At 59.2% G+C, this 19,917-nt stretch carries 20 protein-coding genes and 2 pseudogenes; 9 read left to right on the top strand and 13 right to left on the bottom strand.

The window, feature by feature from the left end:
* Both NW804_RS09340 and NW804_RS09335 read left to right on the top strand, forming a co-directional pair.
* A partial coding sequence (locus tag NW804_RS09340) for a hypothetical protein (RefSeq protein ID WP_414423404.1) occupies positions 1-320 on the top strand: 320 nt, incomplete at its 5' end.
* A gap of 140 nt (positions 321-460) precedes the next feature.
* Positions 461-739 (top strand): dockerin type I domain-containing protein, encoded by a 279-nt coding sequence (locus NW804_RS09335; protein ID WP_414423403.1) that lies wholly within the window; start codon positions 461-463, stop codon positions 737-739.
* A gap of 132 nt (positions 740-871) precedes the next feature.
* Here the strand turns inward: NW804_RS09335 and NW804_RS09330 are convergent, their stop codons facing one another.
* The 6 genes from NW804_RS09330 to NW804_RS09305 all read right to left on the bottom strand — a co-directional run bounded on the left by NW804_RS09330 (position 872) and on the right by NW804_RS09305 (position 6,858).
* Positions 872-1,597, bottom strand: a complete 726-nt coding sequence (locus tag NW804_RS09330; protein ID WP_414423402.1) for a DUF1559 domain-containing protein — start codon at positions 1,595-1,597, stop codon at positions 872-874.
* Positions 1,569-3,686 carry a transglycosylase domain-containing protein gene (locus NW804_RS09325; protein ID WP_414423401.1) on the bottom strand — a complete coding sequence of 706 codons (2,118 nt, stop codon included), beginning with the start codon at positions 3,684-3,686 and terminating at the stop codon, positions 1,569-1,571. Before NW804_RS09325 ends, NW804_RS09330 begins: the two co-directional genes overlap by 29 nt.
* Positions 3,683-4,681 carry a hypothetical protein gene (locus NW804_RS09320; RefSeq protein WP_414423400.1) on the bottom strand — a complete coding sequence of 333 codons (999 nt, stop codon included), beginning with the start codon at positions 4,679-4,681 and terminating at the stop codon, positions 3,683-3,685. Before NW804_RS09320 ends, NW804_RS09325 begins: the two co-directional genes overlap by 4 nt.
* 481 nt (positions 4,682-5,162) lie before the next feature.
* The gene (locus NW804_RS09315) at positions 5,163-5,912 is read right to left on the bottom strand and encodes a sigma-70 family RNA polymerase sigma factor (RefSeq protein ID WP_414423399.1); all 750 of its coding nucleotides are present in this window, start codon (positions 5,910-5,912) and stop codon (positions 5,163-5,165) included.
* 152 nt (positions 5,913-6,064) lie between these two features.
* A complete protein-coding gene (locus NW804_RS09310) occupies positions 6,065-6,394 on the bottom strand; it encodes an isoaspartyl peptidase/L-asparaginase (RefSeq protein ID WP_414423398.1) in 330 nt (109 codons plus the stop codon).
* The gene (locus NW804_RS09305; RefSeq protein ID WP_414423397.1) at positions 6,376-6,858 is read right to left on the bottom strand and encodes an isoaspartyl peptidase/L-asparaginase; all 483 of its coding nucleotides are present in this window, start codon (positions 6,856-6,858) and stop codon (positions 6,376-6,378) included. The genes NW804_RS09310 and NW804_RS09305 overlap by 19 nt, the downstream gene beginning before the upstream one ends.
* A 114-nt stretch (positions 6,859-6,972) precedes the next feature.
* Here NW804_RS09305 and rseP point away from each other — a divergent pair, with 114 nt between their 5' ends.
* Together rseP and nth are read left to right on the top strand one after the other, a co-directional pair.
* Positions 6,973-7,812 (top strand): RIP metalloprotease RseP, encoded by an 840-nt coding sequence (rseP, locus tag NW804_RS09300; RefSeq protein WP_414423396.1) that lies wholly within the window; start codon positions 6,973-6,975, stop codon positions 7,810-7,812.
* A 6-nt stretch (positions 7,813-7,818) separates the two neighbouring features.
* Positions 7,819-8,487 (top strand): endonuclease III, encoded by a 669-nt coding sequence (gene nth, locus NW804_RS09295; RefSeq protein WP_414423395.1) that lies wholly within the window; start codon positions 7,819-7,821, stop codon positions 8,485-8,487.
* A 77-nt stretch (positions 8,488-8,564) separates the two neighbouring features.
* Here nth and sixA read toward each other — a convergent pair whose 3' ends face one another.
* The gene (gene sixA, locus NW804_RS09290) at positions 8,565-9,131 is read right to left on the bottom strand and encodes a phosphohistidine phosphatase SixA (protein ID WP_414423394.1); all 567 of its coding nucleotides are present in this window, start codon (positions 9,129-9,131) and stop codon (positions 8,565-8,567) included.
* Positions 9,132-9,238: 107 nt separating this feature from the next.
* Here sixA and trxA point away from each other — a divergent pair, with 107 nt between their 5' ends.
* The 3 genes and pseudogenes from trxA to NW804_RS09275 all read left to right on the top strand — a co-directional run.
* Positions 9,239-9,580 (top strand): thioredoxin, encoded by a 342-nt coding sequence (gene trxA, locus NW804_RS09285; RefSeq protein ID WP_414420121.1) that lies wholly within the window; start codon positions 9,239-9,241, stop codon positions 9,578-9,580.
* Between the two features lie 120 nt (positions 9,581-9,700).
* Positions 9,701-10,765, top strand: a complete 1,065-nt coding sequence (locus tag NW804_RS09280; protein ID WP_414423393.1) for a TIGR00730 family Rossman fold protein — start codon at positions 9,701-9,703, stop codon at positions 10,763-10,765.
* Between the two features lie 11 nt (positions 10,766-10,776).
* Positions 10,777-11,403 (top strand): annotated as a pseudogene (locus NW804_RS09275) (phosphoribosylanthranilate isomerase); the annotation flags it as partial.
* Between the two features lie 70 nt (positions 11,404-11,473).
* On the opposite strand, the gene NW804_RS09270 reads toward NW804_RS09275, so the two are convergent.
* The 4 genes and pseudogenes from NW804_RS09270 to rbfA all read right to left on the bottom strand — a co-directional run bounded on the left by NW804_RS09270 (position 11,474) and on the right by rbfA (position 13,930).
* Entirely contained in the window at positions 11,474-11,809 is a 336-nt protein-coding gene (locus NW804_RS09270; RefSeq protein WP_414423405.1) for a DUF4115 domain-containing protein, read from the bottom strand.
* Between the two features lie 303 nt (positions 11,810-12,112).
* Positions 12,113-12,322: pseudogene (locus NW804_RS09265) on the bottom strand (helix-turn-helix domain-containing protein); the annotation flags it as partial.
* A gap of 115 nt (positions 12,323-12,437) precedes the next feature.
* Positions 12,438-13,220 (bottom strand): pseudouridine synthase, encoded by a 783-nt coding sequence (locus NW804_RS09260; protein WP_414423392.1) that lies wholly within the window; start codon positions 13,218-13,220, stop codon positions 12,438-12,440.
* Between the two features lie 266 nt (positions 13,221-13,486).
* The gene (gene rbfA, locus NW804_RS09255) at positions 13,487-13,930 is read right to left on the bottom strand and encodes a 30S ribosome-binding factor RbfA (RefSeq protein WP_414410043.1); all 444 of its coding nucleotides are present in this window, start codon (positions 13,928-13,930) and stop codon (positions 13,487-13,489) included.
* A gap of 184 nt (positions 13,931-14,114) precedes the next feature.
* Here rbfA and NW804_RS09250 point away from each other — a divergent pair, with 184 nt between their 5' ends.
* The gene (locus NW804_RS09250; protein ID WP_414410044.1) at positions 14,115-14,330 is read left to right on the top strand and encodes a hypothetical protein; all 216 of its coding nucleotides are present in this window, start codon (positions 14,115-14,117) and stop codon (positions 14,328-14,330) included.
* 49 nt (positions 14,331-14,379) lie between these two features.
* On the top strand, positions 14,380-15,843 hold the full coding sequence (locus NW804_RS09245) for a cryptochrome/photolyase family protein (protein WP_414410045.1): 1,464 nt from the start codon (positions 14,380-14,382) through the stop codon (positions 15,841-15,843).
* 127 nt (positions 15,844-15,970) lie between these two features.
* Here the strand turns inward: NW804_RS09245 and NW804_RS09240 are convergent, their stop codons facing one another.
* Positions 15,971-17,260 (bottom strand): alkaline phosphatase, encoded by a 1,290-nt coding sequence (locus NW804_RS09240; protein ID WP_414423391.1) that lies wholly within the window; start codon positions 17,258-17,260, stop codon positions 15,971-15,973.
* Positions 17,261-17,538: 278 nt separating this feature from the next.
* Entirely contained in the window at positions 17,539-19,911 is a 2,373-nt protein-coding gene (locus NW804_RS09235; RefSeq protein WP_414423390.1) for a DUF3488 and DUF4129 domain-containing transglutaminase family protein, read from the bottom strand.
* Positions 19,912-19,917: the final 6 nt, after the last annotated feature.

Raw genomic sequence — 19,917 nt, 5'->3', positions numbered from 1 at the left:
CCTACGCCGCGCTGCTGCTCCGACAATCCCAAAACACCCGCCGACAACGCCTCCGCGAGTTCTACAAAGACGCCGCGCACAAGTCAGGCGCCCAACGCCGTGAACTGGACATCACGCCCTGCTTTGCTGCCCTGCTGCGCTGGATTGTCCGCTTGTGGACGCCCCCGCACAAGTGTCTTGCCCTCGCCTTAGACGCCACCACCCTCAAGCAACGCTTCACGGTGCTGAGTATCAGCGTGCTGTCCCAGCACCGCACCATGCCTTCAACGATGATTCGAGCGGCACCCTCTCCACGATCGATAACTCGTCCGGCTGCCTGAGCGGTCGTCCAGCAGGCGTCTACTATCTGGCGATTAGTAGCTACAACCGCGACGCATTGGGCTGCAGCGGGGGGTTCATCTGGAACAACTCGCCCTTCAGCACAGTTCGCTGTCCTGACGGTCCGGAACGCACCTCGCGTGTGAACAGCTGGACGGGCAGCACCACGGCAGGTGGTATCTACACCATCACCTTGACGAACGCGCAGGGCGCGAATCGGGGTGATCCAGCCGACTGCTGCATCGCGCATAACGGCGATGTGACGGGCAACGGTTGCGTCGACGATGCTGACCTGCTGGCCGTACTGTTCGCGTTCGGCAATACGGGTAGCAATCTCGGTCGCGTGGATGTGAACTGCGACGGGGTTGTGGATGACGCTGACCTGCTGCAAGTGCTGTTCAACTTTGGCAGCGGGTGCTAATCCCCCTCACCCCAACCCTCTGGTATATTACCAGCACAGGCGCTTGGCGGGGTTTCCCGCCAAGCGCAACGGGACAGCCCGTGCAGCGCGTGCTGTTGGAAAGCTCAGGATGCGCGCTGCGAACGCTTGTGTTCACCAATCTTGGGTGATAGGGCGGTGATAGTGTGGGTTCTCAGGCGATAAGCCGAGGACCCACTGGCGATAGAGGATGGCGCCCAGTGGCTTCCAGCTGCCGTGCCCGTCAGCAAAGACCAGATTAAGCCCTTCCTGATGCCACGCTGTCGGTTTACTCTGGTCGCCCTGATAATAACCGCGCCCAATCCGATCCCAGATATAGCTGGAGCAGCCGCCTGTGCAACCCGTGCAGTTCGCATAGCAGTCGATCCAGGGGTTATAGCCGTCGCAGAACGCAATCATCTCCGCGGGCTTCTCGATGACCGACTCGCTGATGTCCATAATGAGGTAGTTGGTAGAGTAGCTGCCGCGTCGGGGGCGATGGGTATCCAAGGCAGGGTCGGTGGTGCTATAGTTCCAGCCCTCGCGCGTGGGGCAGAGGTAGATATTCTCGTTGCGCGTGTAAGGGAGCAAGCCCCACAGTACCGTGTAGCGCTTCCCGTCAGGGCTACGCCCTGTGTAGCGGTCTGCAAACCGCGTGTAGGCGCCACCTGGCATCACCCCATCCCAATCGGACACATACATCTGCAATGCCTGTCCGATCTGGCGCAGGTTGGAGAGACAGGACGCTTTGCGAGCGTTCTCTCGCGCACGCGATAGCACGGGAAACAAAATCGCTACAATAATCGCGATAATTGCAATCACCACCAGCAGCTCAACGAGCGTGAACCCTTTGGCTCTCATCACGCACCTCCCACCGGAAGCGAGGCGGTTGAATGGTCGCATGCTGATAACGAAACGGGAAGAAAGCCACTAAGCGACGGAAGGCTCGCATTTGGCAACGACGCACCTTTTCGGGAGTCAGTTCGGCGCAGGTAGCGGGTGGCTCGGGTAAGACCCCTGCCAAGAAGGTTGCCTCGCTAAGGGTGAGCTGGTTCGGCGCCTTGCCAAAGTAGTATTTCGTCGCGCTGGCAATATCGTACGCTCCTATTCCCCATTTTGCGCTGTTCAAATAGAGTTCCAGAATGCGCTCCTTGGAAAGGATGCGTTCCATCTCGAGCGCCAACGCGACTTCCACTGCCTTGCGTAAGAGCGTGCGCTGTCTGCCTGTAAGAAGGTAGCGTGCCGTTTGCATCGTAATAGTGGAACCGCCCTGCTTGAAACGCAAGTGGCGCAGGTTGACCCGCAACGCGCGGTGCAAGGCTCCCCAATCCACCCCGTTATGCACCCAAAAATAGCCATCTTCACTGGCAACAACGGCATCCAGCAGCTCAGGTGGAACCTGCTTCAGGGGAGTAAAGTGAGTCACAGGCGGGTTCTGAAAGCGCAACGCCGCCAGTTGTGGGCGATAGCGGGCAACCTGATACGCTACCAGTTGCCACAGTCCAAGCCCAACGCCGACCCCCGCAATCACCAGCAGGCCAAGCCTCCCGAAAAAGCGTCGCTCACGCTGGCGAATCTCCCCCTCCGAGGGAGCATCGCAGGGGAAAGCCGTGTTCGCCAATCGGCAGCCGAGCGCCAGCAAACTGAACGCCACCAGCGTCGATGCCCAACGCCCATATTCCAGCACAGGCGTATCCATCAAGCCCGTTAGCAGCAGTGCCAGCAGTGCCAAACCCATTCCGACCATTAGCGCGTGCGTGGAGGTCCCATGTTGCAAACGGTTCACCACCTGCCGCCACAAACCGGCCGCACGAATGAGAACAAGTAATCCCATTAGCAGCCCCACAATGCCCAATTCGCAAAGCCAGTGCAAGAAGAGATTTTTCGGCTCGGTATTCATGGGGTTGTATTTGCGGAGTGTGTCCGATAGATGTGCATGCTGCCGTGCGGCATAAGTGCCCACGCCACCCCCAATGAGGGGATAGTCCCACCACACCCGCAAAGCAGTCTGCCAGATGGCGATGCGCCCCCAGAAGGAACGGTCTTCAGGGTTGCCCATCAGCTCCCCACCCGTGCGCACCAGCATCGTCGCCACAATCAGAGCAGCAGCCAGCCCATAGAGTGCAACTTTCGCCCCGCGCGATTCCACCAACGCCCAGCGTCCGAGTGTTATTAACGGCAAAGTCAACGCCAGTGCTAACCATCCTGCACGGGTGTAAGTGAACCACAGTCCTACAAAGCAGGCAAATGCAAGCATCAGCCAGAAAACCCGTAGCCATCCTCGCGTGCCTGCCCCCAAACCGACTGCCAGCCAAAAGCCCATCAACACCACAGGATAAAATGGATTCGGATTCCGCAAGGTACCTCCCGTTCGTTGCCCAAAGTTTGGTGTGTGGAACTGTTCAATCCCCATCCAGTAATAGGCGACACCGTACAAGGCTTGGATGCCGATAGCCACTGCCAACACGATTGCAAGGCGTTGGGTTGCTTGCTCCGCCTGCAATAACACGATCGCTAAAAAGAGTGCAAAGCCGTACGGCAGCCACCAGACGCTTGCGTAGTTGTATGGCTCTTGTGTCGAAAGCAGCCAGTCACTCGCATAAACCAGTCCCAATAGCACAACAGCCACCATCAGTCTATCTACAGGCAACGCCCATAGGCGAAAGACCGAGCGCGCCGCAGCCCAAAGCAGCAGCAACCAGACAAACAGCGCATACCCTAACACATAAAGAAACCCCTCATAACCCAATCGGGAAGCGACCTGCTGGAAGCCGAGCGCAATCAAACCATCGGTAAAGCGTTCAACAAGCACCTGGAACGGATAGGCAAGCCAGGTTCGGGGAGCAATCTGCAGCACCAGAAAAACGGCTACCCCCACCTCCATAAGAGAAGGCAGGGTTCGCTTGCTCTCTTTAGATTCTGCGATTCCCACGCGACCCGCGGCTTTCACGACACTCGCCTTCTCAAACGCCAGTAGTAGAAGATGGAGACAACAACAAGCAGAACGCCCGGCGCGACCAACCACCACGCAAAGCGGAATCGGGATGGCTCGGGCGCAAGCTTACCTTGAGCCAAAGCTAAACGCCTTAATTCCGCTGCATCGGGCAAGTACCCATTCCAAAAATAGGTTACATGCCTTCGCTGATTGGTAACTTGTATACACTCCAGATAGGTGAAGCGCTTACCTGCTAAACGAAAGTCATTGACTTGGGTTCGACTGGGAAGCTGAAGCATGATTTTAGGTGTTTCCACGACACGAATCAGTTGTAGACTAACCTCCAATCGCGCTACCCAGGATTCTTTATTCCCTGATATCTCGGTATACTGAACTTCTTGTGGTATCCAGAAACCAGATATGGAGGTGAACTTATTAGTTTTATATGTGATTTTCAACCCCCCATACTCGAGTTGTAGGGAAAGAGGCGCGCCCCGATGCTTACGAGATAAGGTGAGGCGGGCTGAAACCTCTGGGTATAAAAAGGGATTTTTCCGATCTTGCCCTGACGATGGACGCGTCTTCAAAAGCCATGTGTCAGCATCTGTGCGCACGACTTCCCATTCAACATTCAGCCAGTTAAGGGGATTACTACCGGCAAAATACCCCACAAACAGTCGGGCTGGAGGAAACACATAACCACTATAATCACAATGATTGATGGATGTGAGAATATCCCCCTCTATCGGCCATACAGCGGCCAAATTGGAAATCCCATAATCGCTTGCATCGAGAATGTACCCCTTTTGAGAAAATTTTAACAGCCCATTTCGCTTGAAGCCAGTCGGAGATAAGCCAAAACCGTCTCCAGATACTTGGATAGTCGCGCCAAAGCGGGCAATGTTGAGTATCGTCTGGGCTCGATAGACCTCACTCTTGCTTTTCTCAGTCAGCGTGTATGTAATGGAGGCTTCCCAGACAAAAGTCCGCCTACTTGCCCAGGAATCCATCTGTTCCAAGTGGGAAGCAGGGGGTTGCCCCCACGCCTCCCACTTGCATAGACAGAGCACGAGAACCATTTGAACAAGACCGGATGCTCGCATTCCTGTCCGCATGCTCATCACCTCCAATAGAACTAGAGGTGGCTTTTGACAGCGTACTGTATTTCGATCGTTTCCCGCCAAGACCACGCACCTGCCTGACAGATCAGTTCGACCCGCTGCTGATAGGAACCTGCTTGCCGCCCGAAAGTATCTACCACTATCTCTATCGGCAGCACATCCACAGGTAGCAAAACTGACCGCGGCAGGTCTGCTACTGTACAGCCACAACTGGCTTCGGGGTGTATCACTATCCGTTGCCCTGTCGGGTTGAACACCCATACCCGAACACGCTTCTGCGCATTCGGCGGAAGAGAGCCAAGCTTCACTACATCCCGACTGAGCCACAGGTGCTTGCCTGCAAAGTGCGACTCTGCAAAGAGAAAGCCTCCTACCCAGAGCGCACCTCCAATGCCCAGCATCCACAGACCCCACGGATAGCGATGGTGGAAAACGCTTCCTGTCCGCTGTACCATTGGTGCACCTCACTTATTAAGTTGCCTCGTGATCGCCGTTTGGAAACCTTAACGCCGCCTCCTTGACCCGAACCCGCCAGCAACGCCTGCAACTTCGCTTGCAACTGCTGCCACCGCTTGCGCGCCATCGTGTGGGAGATGCCCCACTGCTGCCCTATCCACCGATACGACCGCCCCTGTTCCACCCACACCCAGAGTTGATACTCCCATTCCTCCAGCTGACCACGCAGATACTCCACCACCATCCGCGCCTCCACTTGCCGATAACCCTCCTCACTCTGCTCATCCACTGGCTCCCACACCTCACCCGTCTCCTCATCTTCGGCAAACGCAACCACTGCCCGCTGATAACGCCGTTCCCGATCCCGAAAGGTCTTCAAGTGGGCGCAGATGCGATGATAAGCGAACTGCTCCAAACTCACTCCCCGATGGGGATCAAACGCTTGCTCGGCTTCCAATCCCGCAAGGATGGCTTCGCGCAGCAGTTCCTCTCGCCAATCGGTGTGATCCCAGTTAGGAGGTGGACTGGAGCGTCGCAGGCGTCGGACGGCGCGGCATATCGCCCTTTGCAGAACGGGATCGAGATCAGCCATCTCGTTCCCCCCCCGCTTAGCTGAAGAGATGAAGGAGGTTTCTTTGCGCTTGGCTTGCTTCTTTGCCGCCATGCTGACCTCCTGTTAGACAGGAATAGGATACCCAATCGCAAAGGGCACAGTCAAGTCGTTCAGAGGGTGTTCGAAAATTCAGCGATTGTGCCCCCCTCCTACAGGTTCCCTCCACTTCGAACACTCTCAGCCGTTCACCAAGGGATAGCAGGCTATCTTGACGGCTTCATGGAAAATAGCTCTCCGTCGCGGCAGAGGTGGGCTTCGAAACGGTTGGGTTGCGTGGCGGCGCAGCCGAAGTCGCCATCGGCGCGAATCGCGATCACCGCTGCCTGATGCTGCCCCACCTCAGGCAGCCGACGCAGCATCATCTGCACGGCTTGCTCACAGGCACGCTGAGCCGAGACACCCTCGCGCATGAACTCCACGACGCGCGCGCAGAGCGTAAACCGCCAGATTTCCGCGCCCAAGCCAGTGGCGACGGCAGCGCCCGCTTCATCATCGGCATAGAGACCTGCACCCACTATCGGCGAATCGCCCACGCGCCCCGGTATCTTCCACGCCAGCCCGCTGGTGGTGCAAGCTGCCACCGATGCCCTGCGTGCCAGCCCAGCACGCCCACCGTATCGTGCGCATCGGCAGCCGCTGCCCGAACGGTGGAAACCTCTTCGGGCGCGTGCCGCTTTTGATACCACTCGAACCAGCGACGCAGCGCCTCTTCGGTCAGCAGCGAGCGGGGTTCAAAGCCTTGTTGCAGGGCGAACCGTTCCGCTCCCTCGCCGATGAGCATCAGGTGCGGCGTCTGCTCCATCACGCGCTGCGCGATTCGGATGGCGGGCACGAAGCGACGAACCCCGGCGACCGCACCGGCGCGCAGTCGTGCCCCCTCCATTAGCGCGGCATCCAGCTCCACCTCGCCTATCTGATTGGGTAGCCCGCCCAGCCCAACCGACATCACCGTCGGGTCTAACTCCACCGCCGACGCCCCCGCGACCACCGCCTCCAACAGACGCTGTTCGGCATCCGCAATTAGCTCTGTCTCTTATACACATCTGACGCTGCCGACGATCTTACCCCCCCCCCCCTTTTTTTTTTCACGCATAAGCGGGCATCCGCAGATGTGTATAAGAGACAGGTGGTGATGAGTGCCGGAGTGCTGGCCAACTTGGCCTTTGCCTACCTGGTGCTGGTGCTGATGTTTGCTCTGCTGGGGATCCCCTCGGTTACCCGCATCCAGCCCGGCATTCTCATTGCTCAGGTAATGCCAGGTAGCCCGGCAGAGCGGGCGGGCCTGCAGGCAGAAGATGTGGTGCTGCGGGCAGCTGACCACGACTACAGCGACCTTGCCGATGCCGCCTCGGCCTTGGCGGCCCTCAACGATTTTCAGACGCTCATCCGCAGTAGCGAAAACCAACCCGTTCCCCTGCAGGTGCGACGAAGGGAAAAAGAAGCGCTGCTGGAGATTACCGTAATCCCGGAGCGGCAAGGGGAGAAGGTAGCCATTGGGGTTAGCCTAGCGCCCAATCAGGAGGTGAACCTGCGCCCCGCCCAAAACCTAGGGGAGATCCTGACGGAAGCTGGAAACGCCTACCAGCGCTTGGTGATGATGAATCTCACTGGCCTGCAGGAGCTGCTGCGGAACTTCCAAAACACCGCTACTCAGATATCCGGGCCGGTGGGGATCGTCAAGATTGGCGCAGACCTAGCGCGGGATGACGTTGCCAGCTTGTTGAATTTCACTGCCTTGATTAGCATCAACTTGGCCGTCCTTAACCTGTTGCCCCTCCCTGGCTTGGATGGAGGCCACATTGCCTTTTTGATCTTGGAAGCCATCCGTGGCAAGCGGCTGCCCAGGGAGGTCGAAGAGCGGGTGATGCAGACAGGCTTGGCGCTTCTCCTGGGGCTGGGAGTGTTCCTAATCTTCAAAGATACTCTTGCCATTGTCACCGGGTCGGGCTAGTTGCCAATGACCAGCAAGCGGGCTTTGCGCCAAAGAGCGTTGGAGATTTTGCTGCGCCTGAAGCGCCATTACCCCAACTCCAAGTGTACTCTCCACTACCAGACGCCGCTGCAACTGCTGGTGGCGACGATTTTGTCAGCCCAGTGCACTGACGAGCGGGTTAACCAGGTAACCCCAGAGCTGTTTCGCCGCTTCCCCGATGCCCAGGCTCTGGCCACAGCCCCGCGGGAGGAGATTGAGGCTCTAATTCGGCCCACCGGCTTCTACCGCAACAAGGCCAAACACATCCAAGAGGCCTGCCGCAAGATCTTGACAGACTTTGGCGGCCAGGTGCCGCGCACCATGCCGGAGTTGCTCACCCTGCCAGGAGTGGCCCGCAAGACGGCCAACGTGGTACTAGCCCATGCCTTTGGCATTAACGCTGGCGTAACGGTCGATACCCACGTCAAGCGCCTCAGCCGCCGCCTTGGCCTTACCGAGCACGAGGACCCCGTGCGCATTGAGCGGGATCTCATGCAGCTGCTGCCGCAGGTGGATTGGGAGAATTGGTCCCTTCGCCTTATCGAGCATGGCCGAGCCATCTGCACCGCCCGCCAGCCTCTTTGCCAGCAGTGCTTCCTAGCTGATCTCTGCCCCAGCGCCTCCCTCCTAAAGCCGGAGGCAGCTGCCAATTGAAATCCGCAGGAGCTGGCCCTCTCTCCGGAGGGAGTCCTCAAGCCCCTGCTTTTTACCTCGGTATGAGCGCGGTCACGCTACCCCAGCATCACTTTGGGAGAGAGCAACAGCGTCAGGGATCCCTGGCCACAATCAATGCGCCCTTGAGCAAAGCGCACGCGAGCCAGGCCTGCTTTCTTGAGGGTAATGGCCTCGGGATGGGCTGGCTGTAGCCCAATGGCTGCCTGTACCCAGAGGCTCAGATCCGGCTGGTGGCCAACTACCGCCAGCGAGGTGAAGGGATCCCGCTCTGTCTGCCAGCGCACCAAGTCGGCAAAGCTGCCGCCGGGGGCCAACGGCTCAAACACTTCCAGGGCTTCGGCCAAGTTCTCGTCCACGAAGATCTCTGCCGTCTGCCGCGCTCTGACCAGAGGACTGGTGAGCAGGAGATCCCACTTCCAGCCCATGCTCCTGAGCTGGCGGGCAATTTTGCGACAGCGCTGGCGGCCTTTATCCGTTAGGGCGCGCAGGCTATCCTCCTTCCCTGGTTGGGGCTCTTCGGCTATGCCGTGGCGAACAAAATCCACGGTCACTGCCCTGCCTGTTACCTGACTGTTGTCGTCTGGTTCAAGCTCAAACACCATCGGCACCCGGCAAACTTTCACGTTTCTCCTAGGATACCTTGCCCTGCTCGGGAAAAGCCCAGTGGCGACCCTAGTTGTGGTACGATGATAACTAAGATACTAAATGATGTTTTAGGAGTTCCCCAGGCATGTCTGCGGCAATAGATATTGCTGATGCTACCTTTGAAGCCGAGGTGCTACGCAGTGAGATTCCAGTTTTGGTTGATTTTTGGGCACCCTGGTGCGGCCCATGCCGGCTGGTAGCTCCTGTGGTGCAGGAGATAGCAGAGCAGTATGCTGGTAAAATCAAGGTTGTAAAAATCAATACCGACGAAAATCCCCAAACTGCCAGTCAGTACGGCATTCGGAGTATTCCTACCCTGATTCTCTTCAAAGGTGGCCAAAAGGTAGATGTGGTGGTTGGCGCCGTTCCCAAGGCAACGCTGACCACGATCTTGGAAAAGCACCTTGGAGCCTCTGCCGAGGGCTAAGGTTTTGGCCAAGACCAGGGATCTTGCCGGCTCTCCACCAGAAGGCAAGTACCCCAGCCGGGGGAGCCTATTGCAGTAAAAGTGGGTAAAAGAAGTAGACAGAGGATTCTGGATCCCAGCTTGACGGATTCTCTTTCCTTGCTGCTGCAAGAGATTTTTTCCAGTGCGGAAGCTCGTCTCAAGCAGTTACACCACCCCAACCGAACAGCTTGGTTGCGGATCTTGCGGTCGCTGCAGCGGATGGGATCCCTGAAGCTCAGCCGTCTGGACGCCAAGATCTTGGCAGCTACGCTTGAGGATCTGGAGCAGGGGTTTGCCACCTTCCAAAACTACACCCATCGGCGCAAGGTAACCGTCTTTGGCTCGGCGCGTCTAGGGGAGGACAGCCCCGAGTACCAGCAGGCGCAGCTATTTGCCCACCGCATTAGTCAGCTGGGCTTCATGGTGCTGACAGGGGGCGGCGGCGGCATCATGGAAGCCGGTAACCGGGGGGCGGGGCAAGAAAACTCGTTTGGGCTGAATATTCAGCTGCCCTTTGAGCAGGTAGCCAACCCTTTCATTGCCGCCAGCGACCGGGTTATTAACTTTAAGTACTTCTTTTCTCGCAAGCTTTTCTTTGTCAAGGAAACAGATGCCCTAGTGCTGTTTCCCGGCGGCTTTGGCACCCAGGATGAGGCTTTTGAGTGTCTGACCCTGATGCAGACCGGGAAGACCAAGCTGATGCCGCTGGTGCTGGTGGACAAGCAAGGCGGCTGCTACTGGAAAGAATGGGATGAATATGTGCGAGAGCACTTGCTCAGCCGCGGCCTAATCAGCCCCGAGGATCTCCACCTTTACTCCCTAACTGACGATGTCGGGGAGGCCTGTCAGCAGATCGTCGATTTCTATCGCATCTTTCACAGCAATCGCTACGTGCGGGAGCTTTTGGTTTTGCGCTTAAACACCAAGCTTTCACCGGAAGCCCTAGAAATTTTAAACCAAGAGTTTGCTGACATTCTCGAGTCGGGCCGGATTGAGCAAACAGAGGCTCTGCCCGAGGAAGCTGAGGAAGACATTGCCCATCTGCCGCGGCTAGTAATGCGCTTTAACCAGCGCAGCTTTGGGCGGCTGTGGCAAATGGTGCGCCGAATCAACAAGCTCCCTCCCGAAGGGTCAGAGCCTTTGATGCACTCTGAACAAAAGTAGCAGCAATCCCAATGGGCCGGTTGTTTGTCAAAATCTGCGGCATCACGCGGCAGGATCAGGCCGAAGCCATTGCGGCGCTGGGGGTAAGCGCCCTAGGGTTTGTGGCCGTGCCCAACACGCCGCGCTATTTGCCTCTTTCGGCAGCGCGCTGGGTGGGATCCCTGCCCCGCCATGTGGAAAAGGTAGGGGTTTTTCTGGATCAGGATCCCGGCACCATCGCCACCTGGGTGGAAACGGCTGGCCTCACGGCTGTTCAGCTTCACGGCCAGGAATCTCCAGAGATGTGTCGGCAACTGGGAGAGTGGCTCCCCGGCATCCGCCGCATCAAGGCCCTGCGCATCCGGTGCCCAGCAGACCTGGAGGTGGCCGACCTCTACCGCGACTGTGTAGAGACCTTACTGCTGGATGCCTATCACCCCCAACGGGCAGGTGGCACTGGGCAAACGCTCAACTGGTCGGAACTGGCCTCCTGCTCTCTGCCCTTGCCCTGGCTCCTGGCCGGTGGCCTCAGCCCAGACAATGTTCTGCAAGCGCTCAGCCACCTTCAGCCTGCCGGCATCGATCTCTCCAGCGGTGTCGAACGCCAGCCGGGCGACAAAGACCTAGACAAAGTCCGGCGTCTGCTGCAGCAGTTAGCATCCCAAGGTTGGGCAATCGCCCCTGGCCAGTCTCAACCCCCTGCAAGCCAGGGAGGCTCGCGCCCGATCCCTACTGCAGGGATCGAAGGTCCAGCCCTGGCTCAAACCTCACCTCTTTCACCTCTCCCAACCGTCCCATCAGTCCCAGAGGGCGATCGTTGAAGGTCACCAGCACCCCGCCCGCATTGCCAGTGCGCAGCACAATCGATCGCTCGGCCTCCCAGTTCAGCTCCGCCCCTGGCTGTAGGGTAGCCTCAAAAACAGTTTTTCCGTCGACAATAACCCGCAGCCAAGAAGGATGTTCCACCACGCGAATACCAAGGCGCACTGGCTTGCGCTGCTGGGCTTCCAAGACGTCGGGGAAAACCCCCTCGATGCGCGTCCATTGCTCTAGGGTAGGAAACATCTGGCGAAGGGTCGGCTCGGGGTCTGACTTGCGCTCCAAGGAGTTGGCCGCCGGCGGCTGTAGCTGGGATCCCTCACCGCCCGAACGGCTAGCCAGCCACTGCCCAAAGGGATTGCCCCTGCTCTCCAAAAAAGCCGACAGCCCTCCCACCGCCAGCACGACTAGCCCCACATAGGCAGCCCAGAGGTGGAAGGGTCGCAAAGCAAAGGCGGGCTGTTCGCCAACAGCAGTTCGCGGAGGTGAGGCAGAGGGCATTTTGGCCGATAGCAGCGGCAACGCTTGCCGAGATAGCCTTTCGCCATCCAGCCCTAGGTAGTTGGCGTAGCGTTTAATGAAGCCTTGCACGTAGACTGGCTCCGGCAAGCGGCTTAAGTCGGCTTCCTCCAGGGCCTGCAGGTATCGGGAGCGGATGAAGGTATCGTTAGCTACCTCTGTCAACGTCAGCCCCCGTGCCTCCCGTGTTTGCCGCAACAGGGATCCCAGAGCTTCTAGAGAGTGTGCTGGTTCCTGCATCGTCGCTTACCTGTGAACGCACACTCAGGTAACATCCTCCCCCCAATTCACGGGAGATACCTAACACGCATATGGTAACGTACCCCAAGATGGGATCCTTGCAGATCGCGCTCCCCTACTCTCTGAGCGCTTGGCCATTGCCGGCAAACGAGGCCAGCAAAGCCTGAACCTCCTGGGGCTCCAACAGGCGAAACTGACCTGGCTTGAGGTTGCCAAGGCGCAGCGGGCCAATCGCCTCCCGGTGTAAGCTGAGCACAGGATGGCCCAGTTGCTCGGCCACCCGCCGAATTTGCCGCTTACGGCCCTCAAACAAGACCACCCTCAGCCAAGAGGAGTTGGAGTTTCTTCTATTTCCAAAAGGGGGCGGATCACAAAACTCCACCACTGCCGGCAGAGTGGTAGACCCATCCAAATCGACGCCCTCCCGCCACCGTTGTAGCGTGGCTTGGCTAGGGCGACCCTGCACCTGCACCCAATAGGTCTTGGGCAGATGATAGCGCGGGTGGGTCAGCTTCAGGGTCAGGTCGCCGTCGTTGGTGAGCAGCAAAGCGCCACTGCTGTCAGCGTCCAGCCGGCCCACTGGATAGAGACGGATCTGCTGGTTCCAGGGTGGCGGAAGCAGATCCAGGACGGTCTTGCGCCCCCAGGGATCCTTGCAGGTAGACAAGACCCCCCGGGGCTTGTGCAGGAGCAAAACGTAGCGGGCCGGATCCCCGCAGGAGATTGCCCGCCCATCCACTTCGATGCAATCCCGTTCCGGATCGGCTTTAAAGCCCAGCTCGGTGACCACCTTCCCATTGACCCGAATGCGCCCGGCCAGGATCCAGGATTCCACCTGGCGGCGGGAAGCTAGCCCCTGCCGAGCCAAAAGCTTCTGGAGCCGCTGGGGTGCTGCCATAGGCACTGGGTAGCAAAAGAAGCAGAACCTCGCCTCCTAGGAGGAGGCGGGTGTGGTGCCGGCTCTAACTGGAGGAAGAGCTGTAGGACACCTTAAGCCTAACAAATCCTAGAACTTTGCGGTTGCTAACCTCTCAAAAGGCAACCGATGAGCTATTGCCCTGCTGGACTGCAAGGTTCACCAACCGGTTGCGGCCTCTTAGGCAGCAGGACGGGTCTCCTCTTACCTCCTGCAACCCCCGATGGTTAAGGGCTGAAATGGTGCAGCTACTGGCCGTCCAACTCCTCGGCCTCGCCACCATCCCCCTCTTCAACCGTTTCCTGGTCTTTGGAGGAGGATCCCTGCTGTCGAGCCTCGGCTTCCCGTTTCAGTTGGTTGAGCAGGGCCAAGACTCGGGACCCCCGTTCCAAGGAGCGATCTTGTAAAAACGCCACCGTCGGCACTCGTCGCAGGCCCAGCCGCTGGCCAATCTCCCGCCGCACGAAGGGGGTGGCGGCGACCAACCCTTCCATTGCTTGCCGCTGGGCTGCTTCGTCGCCATAGATGCTGACGAAGATGCGGGCGTTTTGCAGGTCGCTGGAAACCTCTACGTCCACAATGCTGACCATGCCCGCCCCCACGCGGGCATCTTTGATCTCCGAGAGCAGGATCTGGCTAACCTCTCGCTTGATCTGCTCGGCTACCCGGGCTACCCGTCGCTCTGTTGCCATTTTTCGATCCTCAGGTTCCTGTCCTCTGCAAACTTCGGCCCTTGGGGAGTGCTGGCTTCTCCGCGCCATGTTCTCAGAACAGTAGCAGATGCTACGCGCCTCTTCTCCTTCCCCCTCTATTTTGGGTCAATGTCCACCCTCTCCTGAGTAGGAATACCTAAAGCCAGCGATGGATGGAGACAAGATGATCAAGACCCCAGAGGCGCTGCGGCGCTCCGTGGAGCAGTTCATGCTCGATGTAACGGAGCCGCTCGATCCGCTACTTGCCCTCAAGCTAACTCAGGTGGTGGTGATGCTGGGAGATACAGCTTACGCCATGGGCTACAGCGATGGCCAGCGAAGTCTCTGCCCTGGCCGTCTTTTGGGAGATAGACACTGCCGGCAGCCTGAGGGGAATTGAAGAGAGGAAGGAAAAGCAGCCAAGATGGGATCCAGTTGCTTGGCCTCCTATGACTTCCCTAGTTCTCCTCTGGCATCGCCGCGATCTGCGCCTAGGAGACAACACAGCCCTCCATGTGGCAGCCCAGCGCAGCCCCCAGGTAGTGCCGGTTTTCGTTTTCGACCCCCAACTTCTGCAGCGGGCAGACATGGCCCCAGCCCGGGTGGCGTTTCTGCTCCAGGCGTTGCAGGACCTGCAGGAGCGCTACGCCCAGATGGGGATCCCACTCCTGTGGCGGCGGGGAGATCCAGCCGTGGAGCTGCGGCAGTTGGCCGCCGAGCTAGGGGCGCAGGCCGTGTTTTGGAACGAGGATCTGGATCCCTGGGCTCGGCAGCAGGAGAGTCGGGTGCGGGCCAGCTTGGCGGAAGCTGGGATCCCGTCTTTTTCTTACCAAGACATGCTGCTGCACGGGCCAGGGGAAGTGTTGACCCAGGCGGGGGAGCCCTACTCGGTTTTTACCCCTTTCTGGCGCCGCTGGTCTAGCTTGCCCAAGCCGGATCCCTTCCCCATCCCCAAGGGTCTGCAGCCGTTGTCCAGCCTGAAAGCCCAACCTCTGCCCAGCTTGGCGGATCTGGGCTTTGTCTGCAACCAGCGGATCCCGGCCGCGGGTGAGAGTGTGGCTCAGAGGCTTCTAGAGGATTTCTGCCAGGGCCTGCGCATTTTCGAGTACGAGCGGGCTCGCGACTTCCCCGCCGAGCAGGGCACCTCTCTTCTTAGTCCCCACCTCTGCTGGGGAACCATCGGCATTCGGCGGGTGTGGCAGGCCACCTGTGAAGTGGAAGCGGAGGCCCGCAGCGAAGAGGCCGAGAGCAGCCTGCGCACGTGGCGGCAGGAGCTGTGCTGGCGCGAGTTTTACAAGCATGTCTTGGCCCACTGGCCCCATGTGGAAAGCGGAGCCTACCGACGAGCCTTTGATGCGCTGGAATGGGACAACCGCCAGGACTGGTTTCAGGCCTGGTGTGCCGGCCAGACGGGCTACCCCATTGTGGATGCGGCCATGCGCCAGCTCAACGAAACTGGCTGGATGCACAACCGCTGCCGCATGATCGTGGCCAGCTTTTTAACCAAGGATCTACTCATCGACTGGCGCTGGGGGGAGCGCTACTTCATGCAAAAGCTTGTAGACGGGGATCTGGCTGCCAACAACGGCGGCTGGCAGTGGAGCGCCGGTGTGGGCACGGATCCCAGGCCCCTGCGCATCTTCAACCCAGCCACCCAGGCGGCCCGCTACGACCCAGAGGGGGAGTATATCCGCCGCTACCTGCCGGAGCTAGCGGGGCTGGATACCCCAGCTTTGCTGTGGGTGGGGAATGACCCCAAGGGATCCTGGGCTCTGCAGGAGCGGCGGCGCTGCGGCTACCCGGATCCCATCGTGGATCACAAGGTGCAGCAGCAGGAGTTCAAGCGGCGCTACCAGGCAGTGCAGCACGGCCACTCTAAGCCCGCTCAAGGCAGTCTTTCTCCTCCTTTCTGACAAGACGTGGCAAGGACTCCTCGTCACTCCCAGAAGCGCTCCGCGCCGCCAGCAGGTTTGCGACAGCGTTGCGTAGCAATAAAAAAGGGGATCCGAGGGATCCCCGCCAATCCCCACTTGCTTGAGACTACCGCCTTAGCTCGCTGGGGATGCGCTCCCCAAAGAGCACGAAGTAGAGGATGCGGTAGATGTCTGTGTTCAGGATTCCAGTGACCGGCACTAGCTCTCGAGCGTTCAGGCCCGCCGCGCGAGCAATGACCCCGCTGCCCACATCGTCCTTGCTGGCCCAGGAGATGCCAAAGGGAAAACGCTTGCCATTTTTGTCCGGAGCGGAGAGGAAGGGCTTTGTACCAGTGCCGTCCACCCCGTCAAGGGGAGCGCCGCTTTCTTCAGTAGGCGGCAGAGGATTATCGGCAGACTCGACATCCACCAGCTGCATCCCGCCAGCATTGCTGTCGCTGGTGGTAATCATGAAGGTCTTGGGATTCTTCTCGATAAAGTTGAGAATCACCCCGATGGCATCGTCAGCCCGCTTCACGGCCTCCAGGCAGCCGGAAGCGTTGAGGTTGTTGCACATGTTGTCGGTGCCCTCTTCTTCGATGACGGCGAAGAAGCCCTTGGGATTGCGGGAGATCCGCTCCAGGGCAAACTGTGTCATCTCGGCAATGGTGGGGGCGCTGGCGATGTAGTTGGGCAAGTTTTCTTTCCGCAACTCTTCTTCAGGCTTGTCGTAGAAGGTGTCCTCGACGTTGAACACCCCCAAAACCTTGGAGACATTCGCCGGCAGCTTGAGCAGCTCGTCGCGGGTATAGACGACGGCATACCCTTTTTTCTTGGCTTCCTCAATGAGGTTGCGGCCATCCTTGCGCTTCCCTTGGCCAAAGCGCCCCTGGACACCTTCCGGCAGCAGCCATTCCTCGCCAGCGCCGAGGATGATGTCTACCCCTGACTCCACCACCTGCAGGGCAATCCCCTCATAGTCGCTGCGCTTAGCAGCCTCGGCAACGAACGCAGCCGTCCCCGGCTCAATGATGGATCCCGTTTGCACCAAAGCTGTACCCAAGCCTGCCGCCACAGCCTCTTCCATGATCGTGTTCAGGGTGCCGTTGGCCGAGGGATACTCCTTGCCGTCCGGATCCAACCCAAAGCTCTTGGCGTGAGCCCGAGTTCCTGTGGCATGGGTCACCGCTCCGGCGTTGGAAGTTCCCCCAAGCTGGTCGAAAAGGTGCCCGCGATAGGGGGCAATCACCGGCAAGCGATCCCAGTTCAAGAAGCCATCTGGGCCCTTGTAGAGAATGCGCGTAATATCCCAGTGGGAGGCCGAAGTGCCATCAGGGTGGAAAAAGATCGCCCCGTTGCCGGTCGGCTTTGGCGCCGCCTGGGCCAGGCTAGAGGAAAAAAGCGAAGAGGACAGCAAACACAGCGTTGCAGCCAAAGCTGCCCTCAGAGGATGGTTACGCATGGCTAACCCGCTCTTGCTTGCTCAAAGCTGAACGTCAAGGAAAGTAACACGGCCTTGAGCAGTTAGCAAGAGCGCAGGCAAACACCCCTGCAGAACTTACCTGCAGCGACGACCCTCTCCTAAGGTCTGCTACTTGGCCGGGGCAGGTTGCGAGGTCTATACCTAGAGTTAACTATCTCTTAACTGCCGCATAACGTCAAGGCTTCTCGTAGAGCTTTATAGCCGTCTTCCAGTCAAGCTGTTCTTTTGGGAGCAGGCGTCGAACTCTTGGCCTGCCAGGACCGCCTAAGCTGTCTAAGGTGGTGTTGCCAACGCTGCAGTTCCCCGGCTTCCAGCGGGATCCCGCCAAAGCGTACTTCCAGGTAGCGCTGCAGGAACCGGATGGCCAGTTCAACCTGAGGCAAGTCGGCCTGGCGCAAGTGTTCTAGGCAAGCTTCTGGCCCTAGGTGGGCGGGGATCCCCACCGCCGTCGCCAGGTCCCGCAGTTGCAGATAAAGCCTTGAGATAAGCTGGCGGCGCTGCTGCGACTTAGGTAGAGCCGCCGGGATCCAGCGCATCCCAGCAAAGGCCAGACTCGGTAGCAAGAGGCCAACCATCCAGGTGGGCCAGGGGGGCGGAGGCTGCCACAGGGATCCCAGCAAAACCCCATTGCCGGCAGTGGCCAACAGAATCCACCCCCCATCCTGCCAGCGCAGGGCCTGATAGCGGCGGCGGCGACCCCAGTAGGCCATGGAACTGGTGATTAAAATCACCCCCACCAGGGGCAGGCTGTTCTGTTGCAGCGTTTGTCCCCAGCCCAGCAGGCTGCGGCGGAAGGCGGCGACGACATCCTCTTGCTTTTGGGGGGTGGTCACGCGGCTAGCCAGCTCTTGGATTTGCCGCCAGATCTGCCGCTGGGTAAATAGGTCGTACTGAATCACATACTTAAACCAGCGAAAGCGCAGGCTGTCGTAGAAGTCTAGGATGGGATCCCACCAGGTTTCCCGCTGGCTAACATTGGCCTCTGCCGGCGTGGCATCGAAGATGATCCATCCATAGGGGCCAAAGGGGATCTCCGTCCAAGAATGGGCATCGGCGTTGCGCACCGCCAGGTACTTTTCCTGCGCCACCCAGCGACCGCCCAAGAAGCCATTGACCACGCGGGCCGGTATGCCAAGGCTGCGGGCCAGCACCGTCAGAGCGGTGGCAAAGTATTCGCAGTGGCCGCGGCGATGGGTAAACAAAAAAGCCTCCAAAGGCGGCTCGGCACCGGGATCCGGCAAATTGGTGGTGTAGGCGTAGTTCTCTAGCAGGTAGTTCCGCAGAGCCGTTACCTTGCCAAAGACATCGGGGATCCCAGCCGTGATCTCCTCTGCCAAGGCGGGAATGCGCGGATCCAGGTCTTCTGGCAACTGCAGATAGGCTTGTTGCTGGACTGGGTCAAGAGCGCTCAGCAGCTCCTCCCGGCCAAGCTGGCGCAGGCGGGGTTCCAGATCCCGTGGGATCCGGCTCACGGCACGGTAGAGATAGGGCATCCGGGGGGGCAGAGAATGGCTGACATCTCCAGTCTCGCGCAGGAGCAGGCGGCGGTTTTGCCATTGCCACCTCTGCTGTGGGGTCATCGCCCCACCTCGATCCAGCCATTCCACCTCCACCAGCGGCGCCACCCCAAAAACGGTGTTGGTGGCCAGCGGCTCTAGGTAGATGAGCTGCTCCAGCGGAAAGAACTGTAGGTCGGAGGCAGCAGGGATCAAGGGGGAGGCCGAGAGCTCAAAAACCCCTGCCGCGTTGGGGAAAATCGAGAGCGAGCGATCCAGCGTCCGCGACCAAGCCCGCCCGTCGTAGTGATCAAAGCTCATGCCACGCCAGTAGAGAGACTCCACCTGGGGCAGCACCCCTGCCGGGAACTCCACCCGCATGACAACGGTGTTGTCAGTCTTGAGGGTGCCAAACTCCCCCAGGCTGACCTCTTCGGCAAAGCCAGTGGTCATCACCGGCGAACGGGCCTGCCGGCCTAAGATCCCCAAGCCGACGCGCGGAAATAGGAAAAACAAAGCCACTGACAGGGCCATGGCCAGCAAGGCCAGGGATCCAAGAAACCCCAGAAAGCCAAGGTCGATCCTGCGGACTTGGCTGGCCGCCTGCGGGTGCTGCTCGGCTTGGAGGCGCAGATGATAAAGGGTGAGGTTAACTAGCCCTACCCCCACGTAAAGCAGGAAGAGGAGTCCAAAGCTAATATCTTGGTTGAACAGGGTGGCAATCGCCATCAACAGCAGCGACAACACCGCCAACTGGATGTGATCTGCTGCCCGCTCCCGCTGAAACAACTTGGCCCCCGTTAGGTAGAGCACCAGGCCAATGGCCCCATCCGAAAGCTGCAGGAAGCCCGAGAGCACCAACGCCGCCAAGCTGACCAACACGCTCACCGTCAGCGGCATCCAGAGGGGCGCATAGCGGGCAAAGCTAATCCGGGGTGGCTCCCAGAACCAACTGCCCACCCCCGCCGCCAAGCAGAGGGCGATAACCGCCGGCGACAGGGCCTGATCTCCAAGGCAGAGGGCCGTGAAGGCGATCCCCACCAGCAGGTAGATGAAGACTTTTTGGACAGCAAGCAGCGGCCAGGCCATGGGCTA

The sequence above is a fragment of the Synechococcus sp. WC10meta genome (assembly GCF_047461475.1).
The sequence above is the reverse complement of the archived record's forward strand: the minus strand, read 5'-3'. Positions and strand labels throughout refer to the sequence as shown.

Coding starts and splice junctions, on each gene's coding strand:
- NW804_RS09330 (WP_414423402.1), bottom strand. CDS start 1,597: ATGAGAGCCAAAGGGTTCACGCTCGTTGAGCTGCTGGTGGTGATTGCA.
- NW804_RS09320 (WP_414423400.1), bottom strand. CDS start 4,681: ATGGATTCCTGGGCAAGTAGGCGGACTTTTGTCTGGGAAGCCTCCATT.
- NW804_RS09315 (WP_414423399.1), bottom strand. CDS start 5,912: ATGGCGGCAAAGAAGCAAGCCAAGCGCAAAGAAACCTCCTTCATCTCT.
- nth (WP_414423395.1), top strand. CDS start 7,819: ATGACCAGCAAGCGGGCTTTGCGCCAAAGAGCGTTGGAGATTTTGCTG.
- trxA (WP_414420121.1), top strand. CDS start 9,239: ATGTCTGCGGCAATAGATATTGCTGATGCTACCTTTGAAGCCGAGGTG.
- NW804_RS09270 (WP_414423405.1), bottom strand. CDS start 11,809: ATGTTTCCTACCCTAGAGCAATGGACGCGCATCGAGGGGGTTTTCCCC.
- NW804_RS09260 (WP_414423392.1), bottom strand. CDS start 13,220: ATGGCAGCACCCCAGCGGCTCCAGAAGCTTTTGGCTCGGCAGGGGCTA.
- rbfA (WP_414410043.1), bottom strand. CDS start 13,930: ATGGCAACAGAGCGACGGGTAGCCCGGGTAGCCGAGCAGATCAAGCGA.
- NW804_RS09250 (WP_414410044.1), top strand. CDS start 14,115: ATGATCAAGACCCCAGAGGCGCTGCGGCGCTCCGTGGAGCAGTTCATG.
- NW804_RS09245 (WP_414410045.1), top strand. CDS start 14,380: ATGACTTCCCTAGTTCTCCTCTGGCATCGCCGCGATCTGCGCCTAGGA.
- NW804_RS09235 (WP_414423390.1), bottom strand. CDS start 19,911: ATGGCCTGGCCGCTGCTTGCTGTCCAAAAAGTCTTCATCTACCTGCTG.